At 68.7% G+C, this 18,831-nt stretch carries 16 protein-coding genes; 8 read left to right on the top strand and 8 right to left on the bottom strand.

What is annotated here, in order from left to right; translation table 11 throughout:
- Nucleotides 1-6 precede the first annotated feature (6 nt).
- The 3 genes from BDK92_RS20800 (at nt 7) to BDK92_RS20790 (ending at nt 6,259) form a co-directional block, all read left to right on the top strand.
- Nucleotides 7-408, top strand: a complete 402-nt coding sequence (locus BDK92_RS20800) for a GlcG/HbpS family heme-binding protein (protein WP_121158225.1) — start codon at nt 7-9, stop codon at nt 406-408.
- Nucleotides 409-896: 488 nt separating this feature from the next.
- Nucleotides 897-2,876: a DUF5010 domain-containing protein gene (locus BDK92_RS20795; RefSeq protein ID WP_170208633.1), complete on the top strand. Its 1,980-nt coding sequence runs from the start codon at nt 897-899 to the stop codon at nt 2,874-2,876.
- Nucleotides 2,877-3,064: 188 nt separating this feature from the next.
- A complete protein-coding gene (locus BDK92_RS20790) occupies nt 3,065-6,259 on the top strand; it encodes a fascin domain-containing protein (RefSeq protein ID WP_246017157.1) in 3,195 nt (1,064 codons plus the stop codon).
- A 90-nt stretch (nt 6,260-6,349) separates the two neighbouring features.
- Here the strand turns inward: BDK92_RS20790 and BDK92_RS20785 are convergent, their stop codons facing one another.
- The 4 genes from BDK92_RS20785 to BDK92_RS20775 all read right to left on the bottom strand — a co-directional run bounded on the left by BDK92_RS20785 (nt 6,350) and on the right by BDK92_RS20775 (nt 10,343).
- On the bottom strand, nt 6,350-7,264 hold the full coding sequence (locus tag BDK92_RS20785) for an NADP-dependent oxidoreductase (protein ID WP_121158223.1): 915 nt from the start codon (nt 7,262-7,264) through the stop codon (nt 6,350-6,352).
- Between the two features lie 160 nt (nt 7,265-7,424).
- Entirely contained in the window at nt 7,425-7,556 is a 132-nt protein-coding gene (locus BDK92_RS40835) for a hypothetical protein (RefSeq protein WP_281278630.1), read from the bottom strand.
- 184 nt (nt 7,557-7,740) lie between these two features.
- Nucleotides 7,741-8,520 carry a glucose 1-dehydrogenase gene (locus tag BDK92_RS20780; RefSeq protein WP_121158222.1) on the bottom strand — a complete coding sequence of 260 codons (780 nt, stop codon included), beginning with the start codon at nt 8,518-8,520 and terminating at the stop codon, nt 7,741-7,743.
- The gene (locus BDK92_RS20775) at nt 8,517-10,343 is read right to left on the bottom strand and encodes a glycoside hydrolase family 15 protein (protein WP_121158221.1); all 1,827 of its coding nucleotides are present in this window, start codon (nt 10,341-10,343) and stop codon (nt 8,517-8,519) included. The genes BDK92_RS20780 and BDK92_RS20775 overlap by 4 nt, the downstream gene beginning before the upstream one ends.
- Before the next feature lie 287 nt (nt 10,344-10,630).
- On the opposite strand from BDK92_RS20775, the gene BDK92_RS20770 reads away from it, so the two are divergent.
- Nucleotides 10,631-11,656 carry an NADPH:quinone reductase gene (locus BDK92_RS20770; protein WP_121158220.1) on the top strand — a complete coding sequence of 342 codons (1,026 nt, stop codon included), beginning with the start codon at nt 10,631-10,633 and terminating at the stop codon, nt 11,654-11,656.
- A gap of 37 nt (nt 11,657-11,693) precedes the next feature.
- Here the strand turns inward: BDK92_RS20770 and BDK92_RS20765 are convergent, their stop codons facing one another.
- Entirely contained in the window at nt 11,694-11,942 is a 249-nt protein-coding gene (locus BDK92_RS20765; protein ID WP_121158219.1) for a hypothetical protein, read from the bottom strand.
- A 279-nt stretch (nt 11,943-12,221) separates the two neighbouring features.
- Between BDK92_RS20765 and BDK92_RS20760 the strand changes: the two genes are divergently transcribed.
- Together BDK92_RS20760 and BDK92_RS20755 are read left to right on the top strand one after the other, a co-directional pair.
- Nucleotides 12,222-12,674, top strand: a complete 453-nt coding sequence (locus BDK92_RS20760) for a ribonuclease domain-containing protein (RefSeq protein ID WP_121158218.1) — start codon at nt 12,222-12,224, stop codon at nt 12,672-12,674.
- A gap of 80 nt (nt 12,675-12,754) precedes the next feature.
- Entirely contained in the window at nt 12,755-13,156 is a 402-nt protein-coding gene (locus tag BDK92_RS20755) for a barstar family protein (protein WP_121162434.1), read from the top strand.
- 20 nt (nt 13,157-13,176) lie between these two features.
- Here BDK92_RS20755 and BDK92_RS20750 read toward each other — a convergent pair whose 3' ends face one another.
- Nucleotides 13,177-13,629, bottom strand: coding sequence for a hypothetical protein (locus tag BDK92_RS20750; RefSeq protein ID WP_246017156.1), 453 nt, complete (start codon nt 13,627-13,629; stop codon nt 13,177-13,179).
- A 158-nt stretch (nt 13,630-13,787) separates the two neighbouring features.
- Between BDK92_RS20750 and BDK92_RS20745 the strand changes: the two genes are divergently transcribed.
- Nucleotides 13,788-14,741 carry a PDDEXK family nuclease gene (locus BDK92_RS20745; RefSeq protein WP_121158216.1) on the top strand — a complete coding sequence of 318 codons (954 nt, stop codon included), beginning with the start codon at nt 13,788-13,790 and terminating at the stop codon, nt 14,739-14,741.
- Nucleotides 14,742-14,810: 69 nt separating this feature from the next.
- On the opposite strand, the gene BDK92_RS20740 is transcribed toward BDK92_RS20745, so the two are convergent.
- A complete protein-coding gene (locus tag BDK92_RS20740) occupies nt 14,811-16,481 on the bottom strand; it encodes a fatty acid--CoA ligase (protein WP_121158215.1) in 1,671 nt (556 codons plus the stop codon).
- Between the two features lie 156 nt (nt 16,482-16,637).
- Between BDK92_RS20740 and BDK92_RS20735 the strand changes: the two genes are divergently transcribed.
- The gene (locus BDK92_RS20735) at nt 16,638-17,132 is read left to right on the top strand and encodes an NUDIX domain-containing protein (protein ID WP_246017155.1); all 495 of its coding nucleotides are present in this window, start codon (nt 16,638-16,640) and stop codon (nt 17,130-17,132) included.
- A gap of 24 nt (nt 17,133-17,156) precedes the next feature.
- On the opposite strand, the gene BDK92_RS20730 is transcribed toward BDK92_RS20735, so the two are convergent.
- A complete protein-coding gene (locus BDK92_RS20730; protein WP_121158214.1) occupies nt 17,157-18,782 on the bottom strand; it encodes an MDR family MFS transporter in 1,626 nt (541 codons plus the stop codon).
- Nucleotides 18,783-18,831: the final 49 nt, after the last annotated feature.

Here is an 18,831-nt window from a genome sequence, read left to right as displayed (position 1 = left end):
GTGCACATGTCCGCTCTGACACTCGCCGACGCGCGTCGGTTGATCGCCGCCGCCGAGGCACGCGCCAACGAGATCGGCCAACCGGAGAACATCGCGGTGGTGGACCACGGGGGCAACCTGCTCGCCCAGGTCCGAATGGACGGCGCCTGGATCGGCAGTATCGACATCAGCGTCAACAAGGCGTGGACCGCACGGGCGTTCGACATCGCGACCAAGGACCTGGCCGGCAACGCACAACCGGGGCAACCGTTCTTCGGCATCCACACCACGAACGGCGGCCGGGTGGTCATCTTCGCGGGCGGTATCCCGCTGCTCCGCGACGGCAAGGTGATCGGCGGGATCGGCGTCAGCGGCGGTGACGACAACCAGGACCAGACCGTCGCCGAGGCCGGCGCCGCCGCGCTCTGACGTCCACCGTCCGCCGATCCCGCTGCCCGCTGCTCGCTGCCCGCTGCTCGCTGCTCGCTGCGGAGTCAACACGACCTTGCCGCCCGCCCCGCACGAGCTGCGTGGCGAGGCCACCCACCATCGGTTACAAGAAACCTTTGAACCAATACACCGGCACGGCCGTCAACCGTGTGTCCTGATCGCGCAATCCATTCAGGTTCGGTGAGGTATCAGAGCTTATTCCGGAGGGACGCGACCCGGACACGTCTTGTAATCATCAGGGACCTTTCCGCCCGTCGGAACCCGATTCCGGCAGCGATCCCTGTCCGCCGTGCACCGGCCACCGACGTCAGCGAGGCAACTTCCGCTGACGTCGGGTCTGTCAGCGGCATCGCTGATCAGCGTCCGGCTGACCGCAGTAGCAAGAAAAGGAAGCACGTATGTCAGATGGGCCTGGACGACCCAGTCACAGGAATTTCCGTCGAGCCGCGCTCATGCTGGGTCTCGCCATGATCTTTCCCGCCGGCACCCTGGGCGCGACCGCGACGGCCGCCACCGCGGCCGACACTCCGGTGGTTGTCACCGGCGGCACCAGCCTCCCCGGTCGTACGGCCACCGCGACCGGGCCGGGTGGCGTGACGTTCGGTTTGAGTGGTGGCACCCTCAACGGCTCCTACCCGGGCAACGGGAGCACGATCTTCAACCTGCCGATGTACCTGGTCACCAGCGGCGACCGAGCGAAGTTCTGGGACAACTACGTCGAGGAACTGGTGACCTCTGGCGTCGACTTCGTCGCCCCCGTCCTGCGCGGGTACGCCCCAGGAAGCGCGGTGCCGAACGGCGGCGGCGACCCTCGGTTGCTGACCGAGCTCGTCGACGCGATCAACCGTCGGGGCGTCGCCGACCGGCTCAAGATCGCCGCGTTCGACGACACTCCGGCTTCGATGACCGACAAGAAGAACCTGGCCGTGCACAAGCGCGGTGGCTACGACCCGCCCTTCGACATCGCCGACGCGGACGGCACCGGCGAGGGCGGTTACAAGTACATCTGGGACAACAATCTGCGTGCCTTCTTCACCGGCGTACCGGACAACCTGCGCTTCAAGATTGACGGAAGGCCGGTGGTCTACGAGTGGTCGCTGAGCGACAGCTTCTTCGTCAATCAGGGCGACGGCAACTCGGCGAGGATGTTGCAGCACGTCCGTGACCGGGCAAAGGCTGAGTTCGGGGTAGACCCGTTCTTCAACCTCGACCGCACCTGGATGGAGCGGGACCCGGCGGTCAGCACCGTCGCGAACGGCTCGAACGCCTGGTTCAACATGCCCAATGGCGGGCGTTCGCTCATCACCTTCAACGGCCGGAGCTACGGCGTGGCCGTGCCCGGCTTCTACGTCGTGCGAGACACCACCAACATGGTGATCGACCCCAACCATGGCCAGGCGTTCGCCAACAACCTGAACACCACCGTGAACAGCGGTGCGGCGGCAACCCTCGTTGAGGGCTTCACCGACTGGGAAGAGAACGCGGCAGTCTGGCGGATGGCCGCCGGGACGTACGCGGAGCGGCGGGTCGACTATCCCAATCAGATGCTGAACGTCCTGCGTCGCTATTCCAGGAACCCGTTCCCGACCGACATGCGGGTCGAGGCGGAGACCGCCGACAGCTACAGCGACAGCACGCCGAGCAATGCGTACGGTGTGTACCGCGCCGGTGACCTCGACGTCCAGGCATCGCTCGACACCGGTGGCGGTTGGAACGTCGGCTCGACCAGCAACGGCGAGTGGTTGCAGTGGCAGGAGATCCCGCTCCAGAACGCGGTCACGTTGAAGGCCCGGGTCTCCACCCCGAACACGGACGCCAAGCTCCGCTTCGTCATCGACGGCGTCGCCGGACCGGCCGTCTCCGTACCGAACACCGGCGGCTGGCAGAACTACCAGACGATCGACGCGGGGGCCTTCTCCCTCGTCGCCGGGAAGCACCACACCGTCCGACTCGAGTTCCTGGGCGGCCCGCTGAACATCAACTTCTGGCAGGCCCTCACGCAGAATCCGCCTGCCGGGGAAAACCCGCCTGTCGGCGGAAACCCACTGCCGACCGGCCCGATCGCACTGCGAGCGGTGATCAACAACAAGTACGTCAGCGCGTCGAGCGCCGGTGCCGGCAACCTGATCGCGGGCGCCGCCGCGATCGGCGTCTGGGAACCGTTCGAGCTGGTTGATCTGGGTGGCGGTAACGTCGCCTTGCGCGCGAAGATCAACAACATGTACGTGAGCGCGGCGGAGGCTGGCGCGAAACCGTTGATCGCGAACCGGGCGGCGGTCGGCGGGTGGGAGACGTTCACGTTGGTCAGGAACTCGGACAACACGGTGAGCCTGCGAGCCAAGGTGAACGGCAGGTACGTGAGCGCCGAGAACTACGGAGCCGACCCGCTGATCGCCAATCGCGACACGATCAGCACCTGGGAGAAGTTCACCCTCACGATTCTCTGATCTCCACGGGTCTCGCAACCCACGTCGGCGGGACCGGTGCCGGTGGCGCAAGCCGCCGGCACCGGTCCCGCCGACTGGTGCTGTCCCCGCGACTGCCACCAGGCACAACAGCCTGAAACCACCCCGGTTCTGATCGGTCGGTGACCAGATCACGGCGCCGGGCGGGTAATTTCGAAAGGATCGCGTAGATGAAGTTCGGTACGCCACTACGTATCGCGGCAGTTGCCCTGCTCGCGGGTGGCTTGGTCGCCGCCGTGCCGCCTGAACCGTCACCGGCGGCGACGACGGATACCGCGTTCAACTCCGGCACCGGAACACTCGACATCGACTACGCCAGTTATCTGTCGAAGCACGACGTCGTCTACAACCGGCCGAACACCAACCCGCTGAGCGGCCTCACGGTCGGTAACGGGCGGACCGGCGCGATGGTCTGGAGCCAGAACGGCCTCTCGATGCAGGTCTCCGGCGTGGACCTCGCCGAACAGTCCGCCTACGCGGCAGGCAACGTCAACCTGTTCAGCGACCCGCAGATGGACACCGGGTACACCACGTTCCAGCAGCGGCTGTCGCTCTATGACGGAACGCTGACCACGAAGTACGACAGCAACCGCACGGTGACCGTGATGGGCGCGCCCAACTCCGAGGTGATGGGCATCCACGTCGAGGACACCCGCCCCGGGGTCACCAGCGTCGGGCTCGACCTGAGCCTCTGGGACCCGAACACGGTGCAGAACATCGCCGACGTGCCGGACCTGAACACCTGGCGCACGTACTCCACCTTCGCCGACACGGCCGGCGTCGGCATCAGCCGGGGCCAGACCGACCCGAACAACTTCGGCTACACCCTGGCCGCCACCGTCGAAGGCGCGAGCTACACCTCGCAGGTCGTGGGCGGCAGGCAGGTACGGCTGAACATCACCCCGACCTCCAGCTACACGATCTGGTTCACCGCGGCCAGCCGGATCAACTCCCCCGGCCTCAACTCGGTCACCCAGGCCCGCAACCAGCTCGCCTCGGTCAAGAACACCGGGTACGGCACCACGCTGAACAACTACCGCAACTGGTGGCACGCGTTCTGGGAGAAGTCGTTCGTCCAGTACTCCAACTCCGCCGGTGACGCCAACTACCTGGAAAACGCCTACTACCTCGCGACGTACATGATCGCCGCCGGTGGCTACGGCAACTACCCGATGCACTTCATCAACGGCGTGTTCCGGGCGACCCAGGACGAGTCAAAGTGGACCAATGCCTATTGGCACTGGAACCAGCGCGCTGTCTACCACTCGTTCTACGCCTCCAACCACGTCGAGCTGAAGGCCGCGAACAACCGGCTCTACAGCCGCAACTTCGACGCGCTGAAGTCGTACACCACCGCCCGGTACGGCAGTGACGGGCTCTGGGTGCCGGAGACGATGGGCTGGGACGGCAACGCCCGCGGCACCGTCAACAGCGATTTCGTCAACGACATCTACTCGACCGGCCCGGAGGCCGCCTACCAGATGTATTTGCAGTACCGGTACACCAACGACGAGGCGTACCTGCGTGATACCGCGTACCCGTTCATGCGGGACGTGGTGAAGTTCTACGAGGACCGGCTCTCGTACGACGCCGCCACCGGTCAGTACTACATGGCGAGTTCCAACGCCCGTGAGACGTACTGGGACGTCCGCAACGCCATCAGCGACCTGGCCGCCGTACGGCTGCTCTTCCCGATCACGATTCAGGTCAGCAACCAACTCGGTCTCGACGCCGGGTTGCGGACCAACTGGCAGACGATCGTGGACAAGCTCGCGCCGTACCAGGTTCAGAACGGCACCTACCTGCCGTACGACCTGCCGACGTCGCAGAACCGCAACGGTGAGAACGTCGCGTTGGAGCTGGTCTGGCCCAACGACCAGACCGGTATCGGCTACCCCGACCAGCAGACCGCGATCAACACCTGGAACACGCGCCCGCACCCGTACGACAACATCTGGGCGAACGACCACGTGCACGCGGCCCGGCTGGGCATGGGTAACGAGGCGTTCCAGGGCATGAAGTTGATGCTGCAGAACTACCAGCACCTTCCCAACGGACTGACCGTCAACGACAACGGCGTCTTCGAATACCTCGGCGTCCACCTGATGGCGATGAACGAGTCGCTGATGCAGTCGTACAACGACAAGATCCGGGTCTTCCCGGCCGTGCCGACCGACTCCAGTTTCGTCGGCAAGTTCACCCTGCTCGCCAAGGACGGTTTCCTGGTCAGTTCGGAGCGTGAGGCCGGCGAGGTCAAGTACGTCGGCATCCGGAGCCAGTACGGCAAGCAGGCCCGGGTGGTTAACCCGTGGAGCGGTCAGCAGGTCCGGGTCCGCCGTACCTCGGACAACGCCATCCTGGCCACCAGTTCGGCCGCCGAGGTCAGCTTCGCCACCGCGGCGAACACCGTCTACGTCGTCGAGCGCACCGCCAAGCCGCTCTCGGGCTACTCGGCCACCACCCTGCGCGGCACGGCCAACCAGGGTGAGAAGACCTTGACGGGTACCGCCGCGACGCTCGGCCTCGACGCGAACCGTTCGATGGTCAACGACACCCTGCTGACCTACGACGACAACTGGCGGATCACCAACAAGCGCGGGGTCGGCGACTACAACGACGACACCCACCACAGCTTGACCGTCGGCGCGACCGCGTCGTACACCTTCATCGGGACCGGCATCGAGTACCTGACCGAACGTAACGGCGACATGGGCAATGTCGACGTCTACATCGACGATGTCTTCCAGGCCAATGTCAACCTGTACGCCACCGGAGGCCGCAAGGTCCAGCAGGTGGTGTTCAGCCGGTACGGGCTGGTCAACGGGGCGCACACGATCCGTATCGTCAACAAGGCCACCACAGTCGGCATGATCGACGCGCTGCGGGTGATCACGGGTACCGGCACGCCGCCCCCGAGCCCGACGCCAACCCCCACGCCGACTCCGACGCCCACACCGACGCCGACGCCGACCAGCACGGTCGTCCTCCGAGCCGTGATCAACAACAGGTACGTCAGCGCGTCGAGCGCCGGTGCCGGCAACCTGATCGCGGGCGCCGCCGCGGTCGGCGTCTGGGAACCGTTCGAGCTGGTTGATCTGGGTGGCGGTAACGTCGCCTTGCGCGCGAAGATCAACAACATGTACGTGAGCGCGGCGGAGGCTGGCGCGAAACCCCTGATCGCGAACCGGGCGGCGGTCGGCGGGTGGGAGACGTTCACGTTGGTCAGGAACTCGGACAACACGGTGAGCCTGCGAGCCAAGGTGAACGGCAGGTACGTGAGCGCCGAGAACTACGGAGCCGACCCGCTGATCGCCAATCGCGACACGATCAGCACCTGGGAGAAGTTCACCCTCATGGCCGGCTGATCCACCGGTGACGGATCCGGTGCGGGCAACCGACGTCACCCGTACCGGATCCGTGCCGTACCGGCGCTCCTCGGGCGGAGCGGCCGGAGACTACGGAGTCAACACGACCTTGCCGCGCACCCCGCCGGCCTCGACCATCCGGTGGGCCTCGGCCGCCCGGGCCAGGGGCAGCGTGGCCGCGACCCGGGTCCGGAGCCGTCCACCGGCGACGTCGACGATCAGCTCGCGCAGCGCTTCCTGGTCGAACTCGATCAGGACGACCTGCTGCCGAACGCCGCGAGCCGGGTCGACCGGCGGGGTGGGCCGGGTGGTGAGCAGGACGCCTCCGTCGGCGACCACCGCCGCGGCCGGCTCGGCCAACGGCACCGCGTCCAGGACCGCCGGCACCGGCCCGATCCCGGCCAGGTCGAGATCCTTCGGTACGACCCGGGCCACCCCGAGGTCGCGTACCCAGTCCTCGTCGTCGCGGCCGGCGACGGCCAGAACCCGGTGCCCGGCACGGACCGCGAGCTGCGCGGCGAAGCCACCCACCCCGCCGCTCGCACCGGTGACCAGCACTGTGGAGGCGGGCGGCAGCGCCATCATCCGCAGCGCCTGCCGTGCGGTGAGCGCGTTCAGTGGGACCGTGGCGGCGGCCGACGGGCTCAGCCCGTCCGGCAGCGGTACGACCCAGCCGGTGTCGGCGGCGATCAGTTCGGCGTACGCGCCGACCGCGCCTCGGGTCCGGTACCACGGCACCATGCCGACGACCCGGTCACCGGGGCGGTACTCGGCCTCGTCGTCACCGACCTGGACCACCTCACCGGCGAAGTCCCAGCCGGGCAGGAACGGCGGTTCGACCGGCCCCCCGGGGATGAGCCCGAGCCGGGCCGCGACGTCCGCCGGGTGTACGACCGCCGCGAGCACCCGGACCAGCACCTGCCCGGGGCCGGGGACCGGGTCCGGTTGCTCAATGAGCTGCAACACCTCTGGACCGCCCTGCGCGGTCACCGCTACCGCCTGCATCGATCGGCCTCCTCAAAGAGTCAGAGGTATCGTCGGCAATCGACGTGGTGATCGCAATATCGGCATGCTCGTCGGCGGACCGGGTGTGCGCACCGGGCTCCACCGCCACCGGATCGTCGGCAGGTGGCCCTCGACCCGGCCCGGTCGAGGGCCCGGCCTCCTACTGGTTCACCAGAAGACTGCCGCAGCCGGCGCAGGCGCCGATCAGGGCGGCGAGGGCCCCGACGATCGTCGTTGCCAGCAGCAGCCATCGTTCCCCACGCGGCGGCAGGTGATGGGGGTGTTCGCTCATTGCCGGGCTTTGCCCCTCTCAGGTCGGGCAGGGTGAAACCCTCACCTGACCAGCAAGCAGAGGGCTGCCGGTCAGGCGAGGGTCTTACATTCATGGGCGTACCGGATGGTCACCCTGGTCAAGAACGAACCCGGATGCCGTCGGTGACGCCTGGGACGAGAGTTCCTCGCGATCGACGCCGGGGTCAGGCGCCCTGACCCTGGTTCTGCATCAGGCCGCCGTCGATGAAGTACGTCGAGCCGGTGACGTAGTCGGAGTCGGGGCTGGCCAGGAAGACCGCCACCCGGGCGACCTCGGAGGGTTCGGCGGCCCGCCGGAACGGGATGCTCTGCACCTGTTCCTCGAGCACCTTCGGGTTGTCGATCGCCTCCTGGTTGAAGGGCGTGAGAACCATTCCGGGGCCGATGTTGTTCACGTTGATCTTGAGCGGGGCGACCTCCAAGGCGAGGCTGTTGGTCAGGTTACGCAGCGCGCCCTTGCTCACGTCGTAGTCGGTGCCGCCGACCCGGGGCGTCTCCTGGTGCACCGAGGTGATGTTGATGATCTTGCCGTTTCCGCCCATCTCCTTGCGGTGCTGGACGAACCGCCGGCAGCAGAAGAACGCGCCGTAGACGTTGGTCCGGATCTCGGTGTCCCAGGTGTCGGTGTCCAACTCGGAGACCGGGATGCCGGAGGAGTCGACGCCCGCGTCGTTCATCAGCACGTCCAGGTCGGGAAACTCGATCAGCGCCTGGTCGAACATCGCCTCGACCTGGTCCTCCTGGGTGATGTCCGCCCGCACGATGGTCGCGCGCTGGCCGGCCTGCTCGACCATGTCCCGGGTGTGCATCGCACCCTCGTGGTCGTGCAGGTAGTGGACCACCACGTCGGCGCCCTCCCGGGCGAACTCGATCGCCGTGGCCTGACCGATGCCCGAGTCCGAACCGGTGATGAGGGCCTGCCGGCCATCGAGTCGTCCGCTCATTTTCTCTCCCCCTCGGTCGATGTGTAGACGCCGGCAGGCACGCCGCCGGGCGCGTTCTCGGTGAGATGCCAGGCCCCGTTGATCAGGGCCATGTGCGAGAGAGCCTGCGGAAAGTTGCCCAACGGGCCGGCACCGCGCGGGTCGAACTGCTCGGCGAACAGGCCCAGGTCGTTGGCGCGGCCGGCGACGGACTCGAAGAGCCGCGTGGCCCGGTCGTGCTCGCCGGCCAGGGCGAGGCAGCTCGCCAGCCAGAACGAACAGGGGAAGAAGGTCGCCGGGTCGCCGTCCCAGCGCCGGACCAGCCCGTCCTCGGTCAGGTCCTGCTCGATCCGCTCGATCGTCGCCCACATCCGTGGATCGTTCGCGGGCAGGAAGCCCGCGATCGGCACGACGAGCAGCGAGGCGTCCAGCCGGTCGGACCCGAAGGCCCCCGTGTACGCGCCGACCTCGGCGTTCCAGCCCTGCTCCAGAACCGCGCGACGGACCTCGTCCCGGGCACCCGCCCACCGTGCGACATCGTGCGCACCACCGATCCGGCCACCGAACCGGACCGCCCGGTCCAGCGCCATCCAGCAGCCGACCTTCGACGAGATGTAGTGCCGCTCCGCGTCACGCGCCTCCCACATGCCGGCGTCCGGCAGGTGCCAGGTGGCCGCCGCCTGGTCCGCCAACGAGTGCAGCAGCCGACAGACCGACTCCTGCATCGGGTCGAGGTAGTCCCGCAGCAGCCAGGCCGCGTCGACCACCTCACCGAGTACGTCCGACTGACGTTGCCGCCACGCTTCGTTGCCGACCAGCACCGGCTGGCTGTCGGCGTACCCGGCGAGGGTGTCGAGTGCGCGTTCGGTGAGGTCCCGCTCCCCCTCCGGCCCGTACATGATCGGCACTGGTTCCATGGTGACCCGACCGACCGACTTGGCCACCCAGTCGAAGAGCCGGCCCGCCTCGTCGGGGCAGGCCGCCACCCAGAGTGCCCGCATGGTCAGGGAGAAGTCGCGCAGCCAGGCGTACCGGTAGTCGTAGCTGCGGTCCCCGCCGATCTGCTCCGGCAGCGAGGTGGTCAACGCGGCGATGACGGCACCGCTGGGAGCGTAGGTCAGTCCCTGGAGCACCAGCGAGTTGTGCCGGACCAGGTCGCGGTAGCGGCCCCGGTAGTCGTGGTGGGCCAGCCAGGAACGCCAGCCCTCGGCGGTGTCGGCCAGTGCCGCCGGCACGTCCGGACCGGCCGCCTGCCCGTCACCGGCGTCGTAGGTCGGCGAGTGCGCCACCGCGAAACACTCCCGCTGGCCGGCGACGACGGTGAAGCGGGCCGAGGCGTCGATGTGGTCGCGGTGGACCGGCACGCTCGCGGTGAGGGTGAGTGTGGTGGCCCCGGCCGTCGTGGTGACCCGCTGACCTTCCACCGTCAGGTACGCCGTCACCCGGCCGTACTCGAAGCGGGGCGCGAAGGACATCGTCAGCGGGACGCTTCCGGAGAGCCCTTCGACCGTACGCAGCAGCAGGCCGGGGGAACGCCGTCCGATCTGGTGGCCCCGCGCACCGGGCTCGAACGCGAGCGCGTCGGTGACAGCCACGCTGCCCCCGTCGGTGTGGAAGACCGTACGGAGCACCAGGGTGTCGTCGAGATAGGCCCGCTCGACCGAGAAATCCTCTTCTGGGCGGATTGACCAGTGCCCGCCGTTGTCGTCCAGCAGACGGGCGAAGACCGACGGCCCGTCGAACCGCGTCGGGCACCACCAGTCCACCGACCCGTCCCGTCCGACCAGCGCACCGGTACGACCGTCGGCCAGGAACCCGTAGTCCCCGATCCGGTTGCCGGTCACCGGACCACCCTCCGGTCCGTCGCGTCCCCGGTGCCCGTTCCGTCGTACGTTCCGCCGTACGTTCCGCCGTACGTTCTGTCGTACGTTCCGCCGTGCGTTTCGAGCGTGCAGAGCAACGTCACAACCCCTCCCCGAAGCCCCGAAGGAACTCGGGTACCCGGCCGCCGCACCGCTAACCCGGCGAGTGGGCGTCCCACCTCGGTCCACGTCCCGGCAAACCGAGAACAGCAACAAAGCAGGCCATAAGCAGGAAAAATGGGGGCATCCGCGCCAGCCAGGGAGGCCCCATGAAGGCAGCCGTCTACACCCGCACCGGTGAACCGGGGGTGTTGGAACTGGTCGACCAGCCGGTCCCCGAACCCGACTCGGGTGAGGTACTGGTCCGGATGGCGCTCTCCGGCGTCAACCCCACCGATGTCCAGTTCCGGGCCGGCAAGGCCGGCCCACCGCCGTACGGCTGGCAGATCCCGGGTCAGGACGGGGCGGGCGTGATCGAGGCGACCGGTCAGGGTGTCGACTCGACCCTGGTCGGCGAACGGGTCTGGGTCTGGGAGGCCGCCTCCGGACGCCCCTGGGGTACGGCTGCCGAGTACACCCTGGTGCCGTCCCGCCAGATCGTGCTGCTCGGTTCGGTGCCCTTCGAGATGGGCGCCGCCCTCGGCATTCCGTTCCTGACCGCGCACCGGTGCCTGACGGTCGGGGAACTCATGCCACGCCACCTCGACCTGGGCAGCCTCGCCGACCGCGTGGTGCTGGTCCAGGGCGGCGCGGGTGCGGTCGGCAACGCGGCGATCCAGCTCGCCCGCTGGGCGGACGCGACCGTCATCGCGACGGTCAGTACGTCGGAGAAGGCTCAGCTCGCCGCCGCCGCCGGCGCCTCACACGTGATCAACTATCGGCAGCAGGACGTGGTCGCCGAGGTGAAGAAGATCGCGCCGCACGGGGTGGACACCATCGTCGAGGTGTCCGGCGACCAGAACGCGGCGGTCGACGCCCAGGTGATCGGGCACGCCGGTGTCGTCTCCGTCTACTCGTTCCGGGGCGAGGAACTGACGCTGCCGGTGATGCGACTGATGCCGCCGAACGCCCGCTGGCAGTTCGTCACGGTCTACCAGGTGCCGGCGGCGGCGAAGGCCCAGGCCGTGCAGGACGTGGCCACGGCGGCGGCACAGGGCGGCATCCGGGTCGGCGCGGACGCCGGACTGCCCCTGCACTACTACCCCCTCGCCGAAGCCGCCGACGCCCACACGGCGGTGGAGCACTCGGCGGTCGGCAAGGTCCTGATCAGCACGTCCCAGGAACAACCGGCGTAACGACCGCCGGTACGTGTCCGAGGCAGTGTCGCCGGGGTCAGCCGCTGCGGCGGTTGCCCCACTGGCGCGGTCCCTGGACGGAACCACGGCCTCCGGACGCCTTCCCCTTGCCCTGCGGCTGCTGCTGTCGGGTGGCACCCTTGCCCTGGGCGCGCCGGGCGGCCCGGTTCAGGAAGCTGGGCTCGGCGTCCTCGCCCGGCTCCTCGCCCTCGGCCGGTTCGGTGCCCTCGGTCAGCTCAGCCTCGATCGGGTCGTCGGTCTTGTCGTGCCCAGCCTTTTCCGGCATGGCTCACTCCCTGAAGCTGGTGGGTACGGGTCACACGACAACGCCGGACCCCGCACTGGAAAACCAGTGCAGCTTACGGCCCGGCGCCGACGAGGACGCAACGGACCGCCATTTCGACCCCGGGTGCGACCTCCGGCCGAGTCACCGGAAGGGGGCGGGAACATATGGTAGATCGTCGATTAATTTCCCGTTGGCCCTCTTTCGGGCGTAGGCATTCACTGCCGAGGATGGATCACGACCCGCACACCCCCGTGGGATCCCCCGGCACTGGAGGCCACCATGACCGTCACCGCCCCGCTCCCCCCGGCTGTCCGGTCGCGACCGCAGCGACTCCTCGCCAGCTTCGCCCTGCTCACCGCCATGATCGCCGCGATGCTGGTCGGACCCGCCGTGGTCGCACCGTCACACACCAGCTCCGCGTCGGCGGCCGTCTACAGCTCGTGCACCATCTCCCGATGCGCCGACGCGCGTACCGCCCGCAGCGGCTGGGCGAGCCGCAACTTCCCCACCACCCGAGGCTGGGTCTCGTGGAGCGGCGGGCTCTCCAACTACGCCGGGGGTCAGCACATGAACTACGAGGGCCAGCTGCCGACGAATGCCACCTACTACGAATACGACGTCTACCCCCGTCGGCAGGGCGCCGCCCGGGACGCGTACCGGATCGTGGTCAACAAGGCCACCGGCGCGACCTGGTTCACCCCGAACCACTACGCCGACTTCTACCGGCTCTGACCGAGTCCGTCGTACCGTCGGGCCGGGCCGGGACGAGCTCGGCCCGGCCCGACGGACCACCGGCTGACCAGAGGATCATGATGTCTGAAGCGGGCGAACGTCACCTGCCGCCGTGGCTGACCGTGTCCACCGACCCGGCACCACCCGCCGATGCGCTGGTCGTCAGCGGGACCGAGAACCGCAGCCGGGCCGGGTTGTTCACCGACTGGGCGACGGCGCTGTCGTTCCCCGACTACTTCGGCCACAACTGGGACGCGCTGCTGGACTGCCTGCGCGACCTCGTGACGCGGGGGCCACGGACGCTGGTGGTGACCGACGCCGCCGACCTGCTCGCCGACGAGCCGCCCGCGCAGCTCGCCACCCTGCTGGCCGTACTCGCCTCGGCGGCGCAGGAGTCGGATCAGGGGCTGCGGGTGGTCCTGCACACCCCGACGGCGACCGCGCCCGTACTGCACCGGCGGCTCGCCGCCGCGCTGCACTGAACCGGCCGGGGCACCACGGGTTACGGCAGCTCCATGGTCTGCACGATGAAGATCTCGGCCAGCGCGGCGTCCAGGTAGTCGGCGAGCGGACGACCGGTGACCGCGAGCAGGTCGGCGACGAGCAGCGGCGCGTGCCGGGCCATCGCCGCCGGTTCGACCGGTGGCGCCTCCTCCTCCGACGGGTGTACGCCGAGCGCGGCGGTGAGGAGCAGCACCAGCACGGTCGGGTCCAGTTCCGGGAACCAGCCGAGGGCATCACCGGCGCACCGCTTCAGCACCACCTGCAGGTCGTCGCTGTCCAGCCCGTCGGGGTGCCCCTCTTCGAGCAGCATCCGGACCACCCCGCCGAGCACCAGCCCGACCTGCTCCGGATTCCGCGCGGCCAACTCCGTCGCGGCCCGTTCGTACGCCGCCGCGTCGCCGGCCGCAGCCGCCGCCACCGCCTCCTCCGCGACGCGCCTGATCCGCCTCACCACCCCACTCGACTCCATGCCGCCCATTCAACTCGCCGTGGTCGTCAATGGCCCCTCCAGGGGCAGTAGGTGGCCACGGTGTGGCGGCATCACGGGGGTTGTCCACAGGTTGGGGGACGGGGGTGGCGGTGCGGGGGTGGGATCGACAGGGTGGGCGGATGCTGCGCCGTGATGCCGTACCGGGCCTGCGACCGCCGCCGGCGCCCGATGCCGACCCGTTGACCCACCTGCTGCACCGACAGTCGGACGTACTCGACCGGCGTCAGGCCCTGCGACATCTTTCTCCCAAGGCGGTACGGCACCGGGTCGCCTCCGGCCGGTGGCAACTCGCCGGGCGCGGGGTGTACGTCGCCCACACCGGGCCACTCACCCGTGAGCAGCTCCGATGGGTGGCGGTGCTCGGCGTGCGGCGGGCGGTCCTCGGTGGGCTCTCCGCGTTGGAGTTACTCGGACTGCGGGGATACCGAAGCGAAGCCCTCCATGTGCTGATTCCCGCCGGCCGCAAGGATCTCGACCCGCCGTACGGGGTGGTGGTGCACCGAACCCGACATTTGCTTCCGGCGGACGTGCACCGACTCGGCTTGCCGCCGTGCACTATGCCCGCCCGTTCACTGGTCGACGCCGCACGGTGGGCTGCCACCGACAATCAGGCGCGGGCCATTGTCGCCGCTGGGTTCCAGCAGCGACTGGTCAATTCCGCCGATCTGGATCCGGTATTGGCTCGAATGCCCAACGTGCGTCGTCGGCGTCTGATCATCAACGCTGCTACCGATGCCCGCGACGGCGCCGCGTCGGTCCCGGAGTCGGATTTCCTGCGGCTCTGCCGGCGAGCCGACCTGCCTACGCCGAGCCGGCAGGTACGGCGTACAGACGCCCGGGGGCGGCGGCGCTATCTCGACGTCTACTTCGACGAATGGCGGGTGCACGTGGAGATCGACGGCGGCCAGCACCTGGAGGTGGGCCACTGGTGGGCGGACATGCGACGGCAGAACGACCTGTGGATCTCCGGCGTACGGATCCTGCGTTTCCCCGCCTGGGTGGTCCGGGACCGCCCCGCCGAAGTCATTGCCCAGCTCCGCGCCGCCCTTCAGGCTGCCGGCTGGCGCCCTTAACCCTGGGCTGTGGCCATCCGTTGCCCCTCTGGGGGCAGTAGACGACCACAGCCTGGTCCGCGAGGCGGGTCAGGAGTCGAGGTACTGGACGGCGAGGGTGTTGGCGGCGTGGGTGGAGCGGATCCGCTTCTTGTCGAACTTGCCGACGCTGGTCTTGGGGACCTCGGCGATGAAGGTCCACCGTTCCGGGAGCTGCCACTTCGCGACCCGCTCGGCGAGGAAGTCGCGCAGTTCGGTCGCGGACGCGGTGGCACCCTCCCGCAGTACCACGGCGGCGAGCGGGCGCTCGTCCCAGCGGTCGTCCGGCACCCCGACCACGCAGGCTTCGCGTACCGCCGGGTGGGCCATCAGGTGGTTCTCCAACTCCACGGAGGAGATCCACTCCCCGCCGGACTTGATCACATCCTTGGCCCGGTCGGTGAGGACCAGGTAACCGTCCGGGGAGAGGGTGCCGACGTCGCCCGTACGCAGCCAACCGTCCCGGAACTTCTCCGGGTCGGGCTCGTCCTCTCCGACGTACCGGGAGGTGACCCAGGGTCCCCGGACCTCCACCTCCCCGACGGCCTCACCGTCGGCGGGCATCAGCTCGCCGTTCGGGCCGACGATCCGGGCCTGGACCGCGGCCGGCAACCGGCCCTGGGTGTAGCGGTAGCGCCACTGTTCGTCACCGGTGACGCCGGCCGGCGGGCGGGCGACCGTACCGAGGGGCGACATCTCGGTCATGCCCCAGGCGTGGATCACGTCGATGCCGTGCCGCTCGGCGAACGCGTGCATCAGCGCGGGCGGGCAGGCCGATCCGCCGATGATCACCTCTTGCAGCGAGGAGGTGTCGACCGGGTTGGCGTCCAGGTGGCCGAGCAGGTCGTTCCAGATGGTCGGCACCGCGCCGGCCAGGGTCGGGCGCTCGGTGGCGATCATCTGGGCGATCGGCGCACCCTGGAGGAAACGGTCCGGCATGATCAGCGACGCGCCGGACATCATCGCCGCGTACGGGATGCCCCAGCTCATGGCGTGGAACATCGGCACGATGGCGAGCTCACGGGTGGTCGGGCCGAGCCCGAAGCCCTCCGCCATGCAGATCTGCATCGAGTGCAGCCAGATCGACCGGTGCGAGTAGGCGACGCCCTTCGGGTGCCCGGTCGTGCCGGAGGTGTAGCAGAGCGCGGCCGCGTCCCGCTCGTCCAGCTCGGGCCAGTCGTACCGCTCGGGCTTGCCCCGCAGCAGGTCGTCCCAGTGGTGTACGGCAACCGTCCGGCCACCGGCCGCCGCCGCCTCGACCAGCGGCGCCGGGTCGCCCCCGCCGACGACCACCAGGTGCTCGACCGTGGTGAGCTCCGGCAGCACCCGGGCGAGCAGTGGGATCAGTGTGCTGTCGACCAGGATCACCCGGTCGGACGCGTGGTTGGCGATGTACGCGACCTGGTCGGGGAAGAGCCGCAGGTTGAGGGTGTGCAGCACGGCGCCCATGCTCGGTACGGCGAGGTAGGCGACCAGGTGCTCGTTGTTGTTCCACATGAAGGTGGCGACCCGCTGGTCCCCGGTCACCCCGAGGTCGTCGCGGAGCGCGTACGCGAGCTGGGCCGAGGCGACTCCGACCTCGGCGTACGTCATCCGGCGGCTCGGCCCGCCGGGAGCGTCGGCGCCGACCCAGGTGACCACCTCGGAGCTGCCGTGCACCGTGCTGCCGTGTTCGAGGATCCGGGAGACCTGGAGGGGCAAATCCATCATGGTGCTACGCATGCGAAACAAAGTAGTGGCCCAATTCACATTTTGGAAACCCTCGCGTGACCCGAACCGATCATCCGCTAGAACCGGCCGGGTCGGGCGTTGGTCCAGTCTTACCGGCCCCCCACGCAGCCGCCGCCACCGGGCGGTCCACTGTCCTAGAGTGATCGGATGAGCAGCATTTCGTGGGCCGAATCGTACCTTGGCCAGCTCCGGACCCTGGCCGGTGACCGGACTCTGATGTTCGTCGGCGCCCGGGGTGTGGTCCGGGACGCGGCCGGTCAGGTCCTGCTGATCGAACGTTCGGACAACGGCGACTGGGCGATGCCGGCCGGCGCGATGGAGCTGGGCGAGTCGATCAGCGACTGCGTGGCCCGCGAGGTGTGGGAGGAGACCGGGCTACGGGCGGAGGAGGTCACCCCGTTCGCCTTCTACACCGGCCCGGAGCGCACCTTCACCAACATGTACGGCGACACGTACCAGCTTTTCGTGGTCGCGTTCCGGATCGACGTCTGGTCCGGCGAGCTGCTGACCGTCACCGACGAGACGACCAACGCCGGCTTCTTCCCGCCCCGGGCCCTGCCCACCCCGACCTCCGCCACGGTGTTCGAGACCCTGGACGACCTGGCCGTGTTCGAGCGCACCGGCCAGCTCATCCTCAAGTAGGTAGCGCGGGGCCGCGACCGGGCGTCAGATCATCGTCTGCGCGTTCGACTCCATGTCGATCGCCGCCTCGTCGTGGGTCTCGTCCTCCAGCGACTTGCCGGACCGGTTGTTCGGCGCGGGTCCGCGCAGTTCCTCGTTCGGCACCAGCAGGCTGACCACGAGGCCGACGATGGCGATCAGCCCGGCGACGAGGAAGACCAGGTGCAGCGCGCTCACGAAGCTCTCCTGCACGGCCAGCCGGAGCGGACCGGGCAACGCCATGATCTTCGCCGGCTCGTTGATCGAGAAGGTGCTCGGGTCGAGCGGCGCCTGCTGCTGCGGCGGAAGTTCGCGCAGCGCCATCGGGAGCCGGTCGGTCAGCCCGCCGGTCAACCGGGTGGAGAGCAGGGTGCCGAGGATCGCCACCCCGAACGATCCGCCCAGTGACCGGAAGAACGTGATCGCCGACGTACCGGCGCCGAGGTCGCGTATCTCGACCGAATTCTGTACGGCGAGGATCAGCGCCTGCATGCTCAGGCCGAGCCCGATGCCGATGATCACCATGTAGAGGAACGCCAGCCAGAGCGTGGTGTCGACCTGCAACTGGGTGAAGAGCAGCAGGCCGAGCACGAGCATCGCCGCACCCGCGACCGGGAACCACTTGTACCGGCCGATCCGGCTGATCGCCCGGCCGGAGAGGACCGAGGTGACGATGATGCCGGCCATCATCGGCAGCATCAGCAGACCACTGTTGGTCGGTGACGCCCCCTTGACCAACTGCAGGTAGAGCGGCACGAAGATGATCGACCCGAACATCACCAGGCCGAGGACGAAGCCGGCGGTGTTGGCGAGTGCGAACGTACGCCGTCGGAAGAGCCCGATCGGCAGGATCGGCTCCTCGACCCGGGTCTCCTGGATCAGGAAGAGGGCGGTCAGCAGCGCGCCGACGGCAAAGAGCCCCAGGATGAGCGGCGAGGCCCAGGCGTACTCGTTTCCGCCCCAGCTCAGCGCGAGCAGGATCGCACTCACCCCGGCGACCAGAAGCAACGCGCCGAGCCAGTCGATCGCGTGCCGGCGCCGCTTGAACGGGATGAGTCGCATGACGTAGAAGCAGACGATGATCGCGACGATCGCCAACGGTACGTTGATGTAGAAGATCCAGCGCCAGTTGTGCTCGGCGAAGTAGCCGCCGAGCAGCGGGCCGGCAACCGAGGCGATGCCGAAGACCGCGCCGAAGAGCCCCTGGTAGCGACCACGTTCCCGGGGTGTCACCACGTCCGAGATGATGGTGAAGGCGAGCGTCAGCAGACCGCCCGCGCCGAGCCCCTGGATGGCCCGCGTGATGATCAACTGGGTCATGTCCTGGGAGATCCCGGCCAGCACCGAACCGACCAGGAACGTCCCGATCGAGAAGAGGAAGACCGGGCGGCGTCCGAACAGGTCGGCCGTCTTGCCGTAGAGCGGGGTCGAGGCGGTCGACGCCAGCAGGTACGCCGTCACCACCCACGAATAGTGGTTGATCCCACCCAGTTCGCCGACGATCGTCGGCAGGGCCGTACCCACGATCGTCTGGTCCAGCGCGGCCAGCAGCATGCCCAGCATCAGGCCGGTCATCAGCAGCCGAATCTGCTGGCGACTCAGTGCCGGTCGGGCGTTCTCGGCGGTGGTCATCGTGCTTTCTCCCCCTGCCGCCACCGAACATGCCTGGTTACGGGCGGGG

The sequence above is a fragment of the Micromonospora pisi genome, from assembly GCF_003633685.1.
In the GTDB taxonomy this organism is placed as follows: domain Bacteria; phylum Actinomycetota; class Actinomycetes; order Mycobacteriales; family Micromonosporaceae; genus Micromonospora_G; species Micromonospora_G pisi.
Note: the sequence above shows the minus strand (reverse complement) of the source record. Positions and strands in the feature narration are given on the sequence as shown.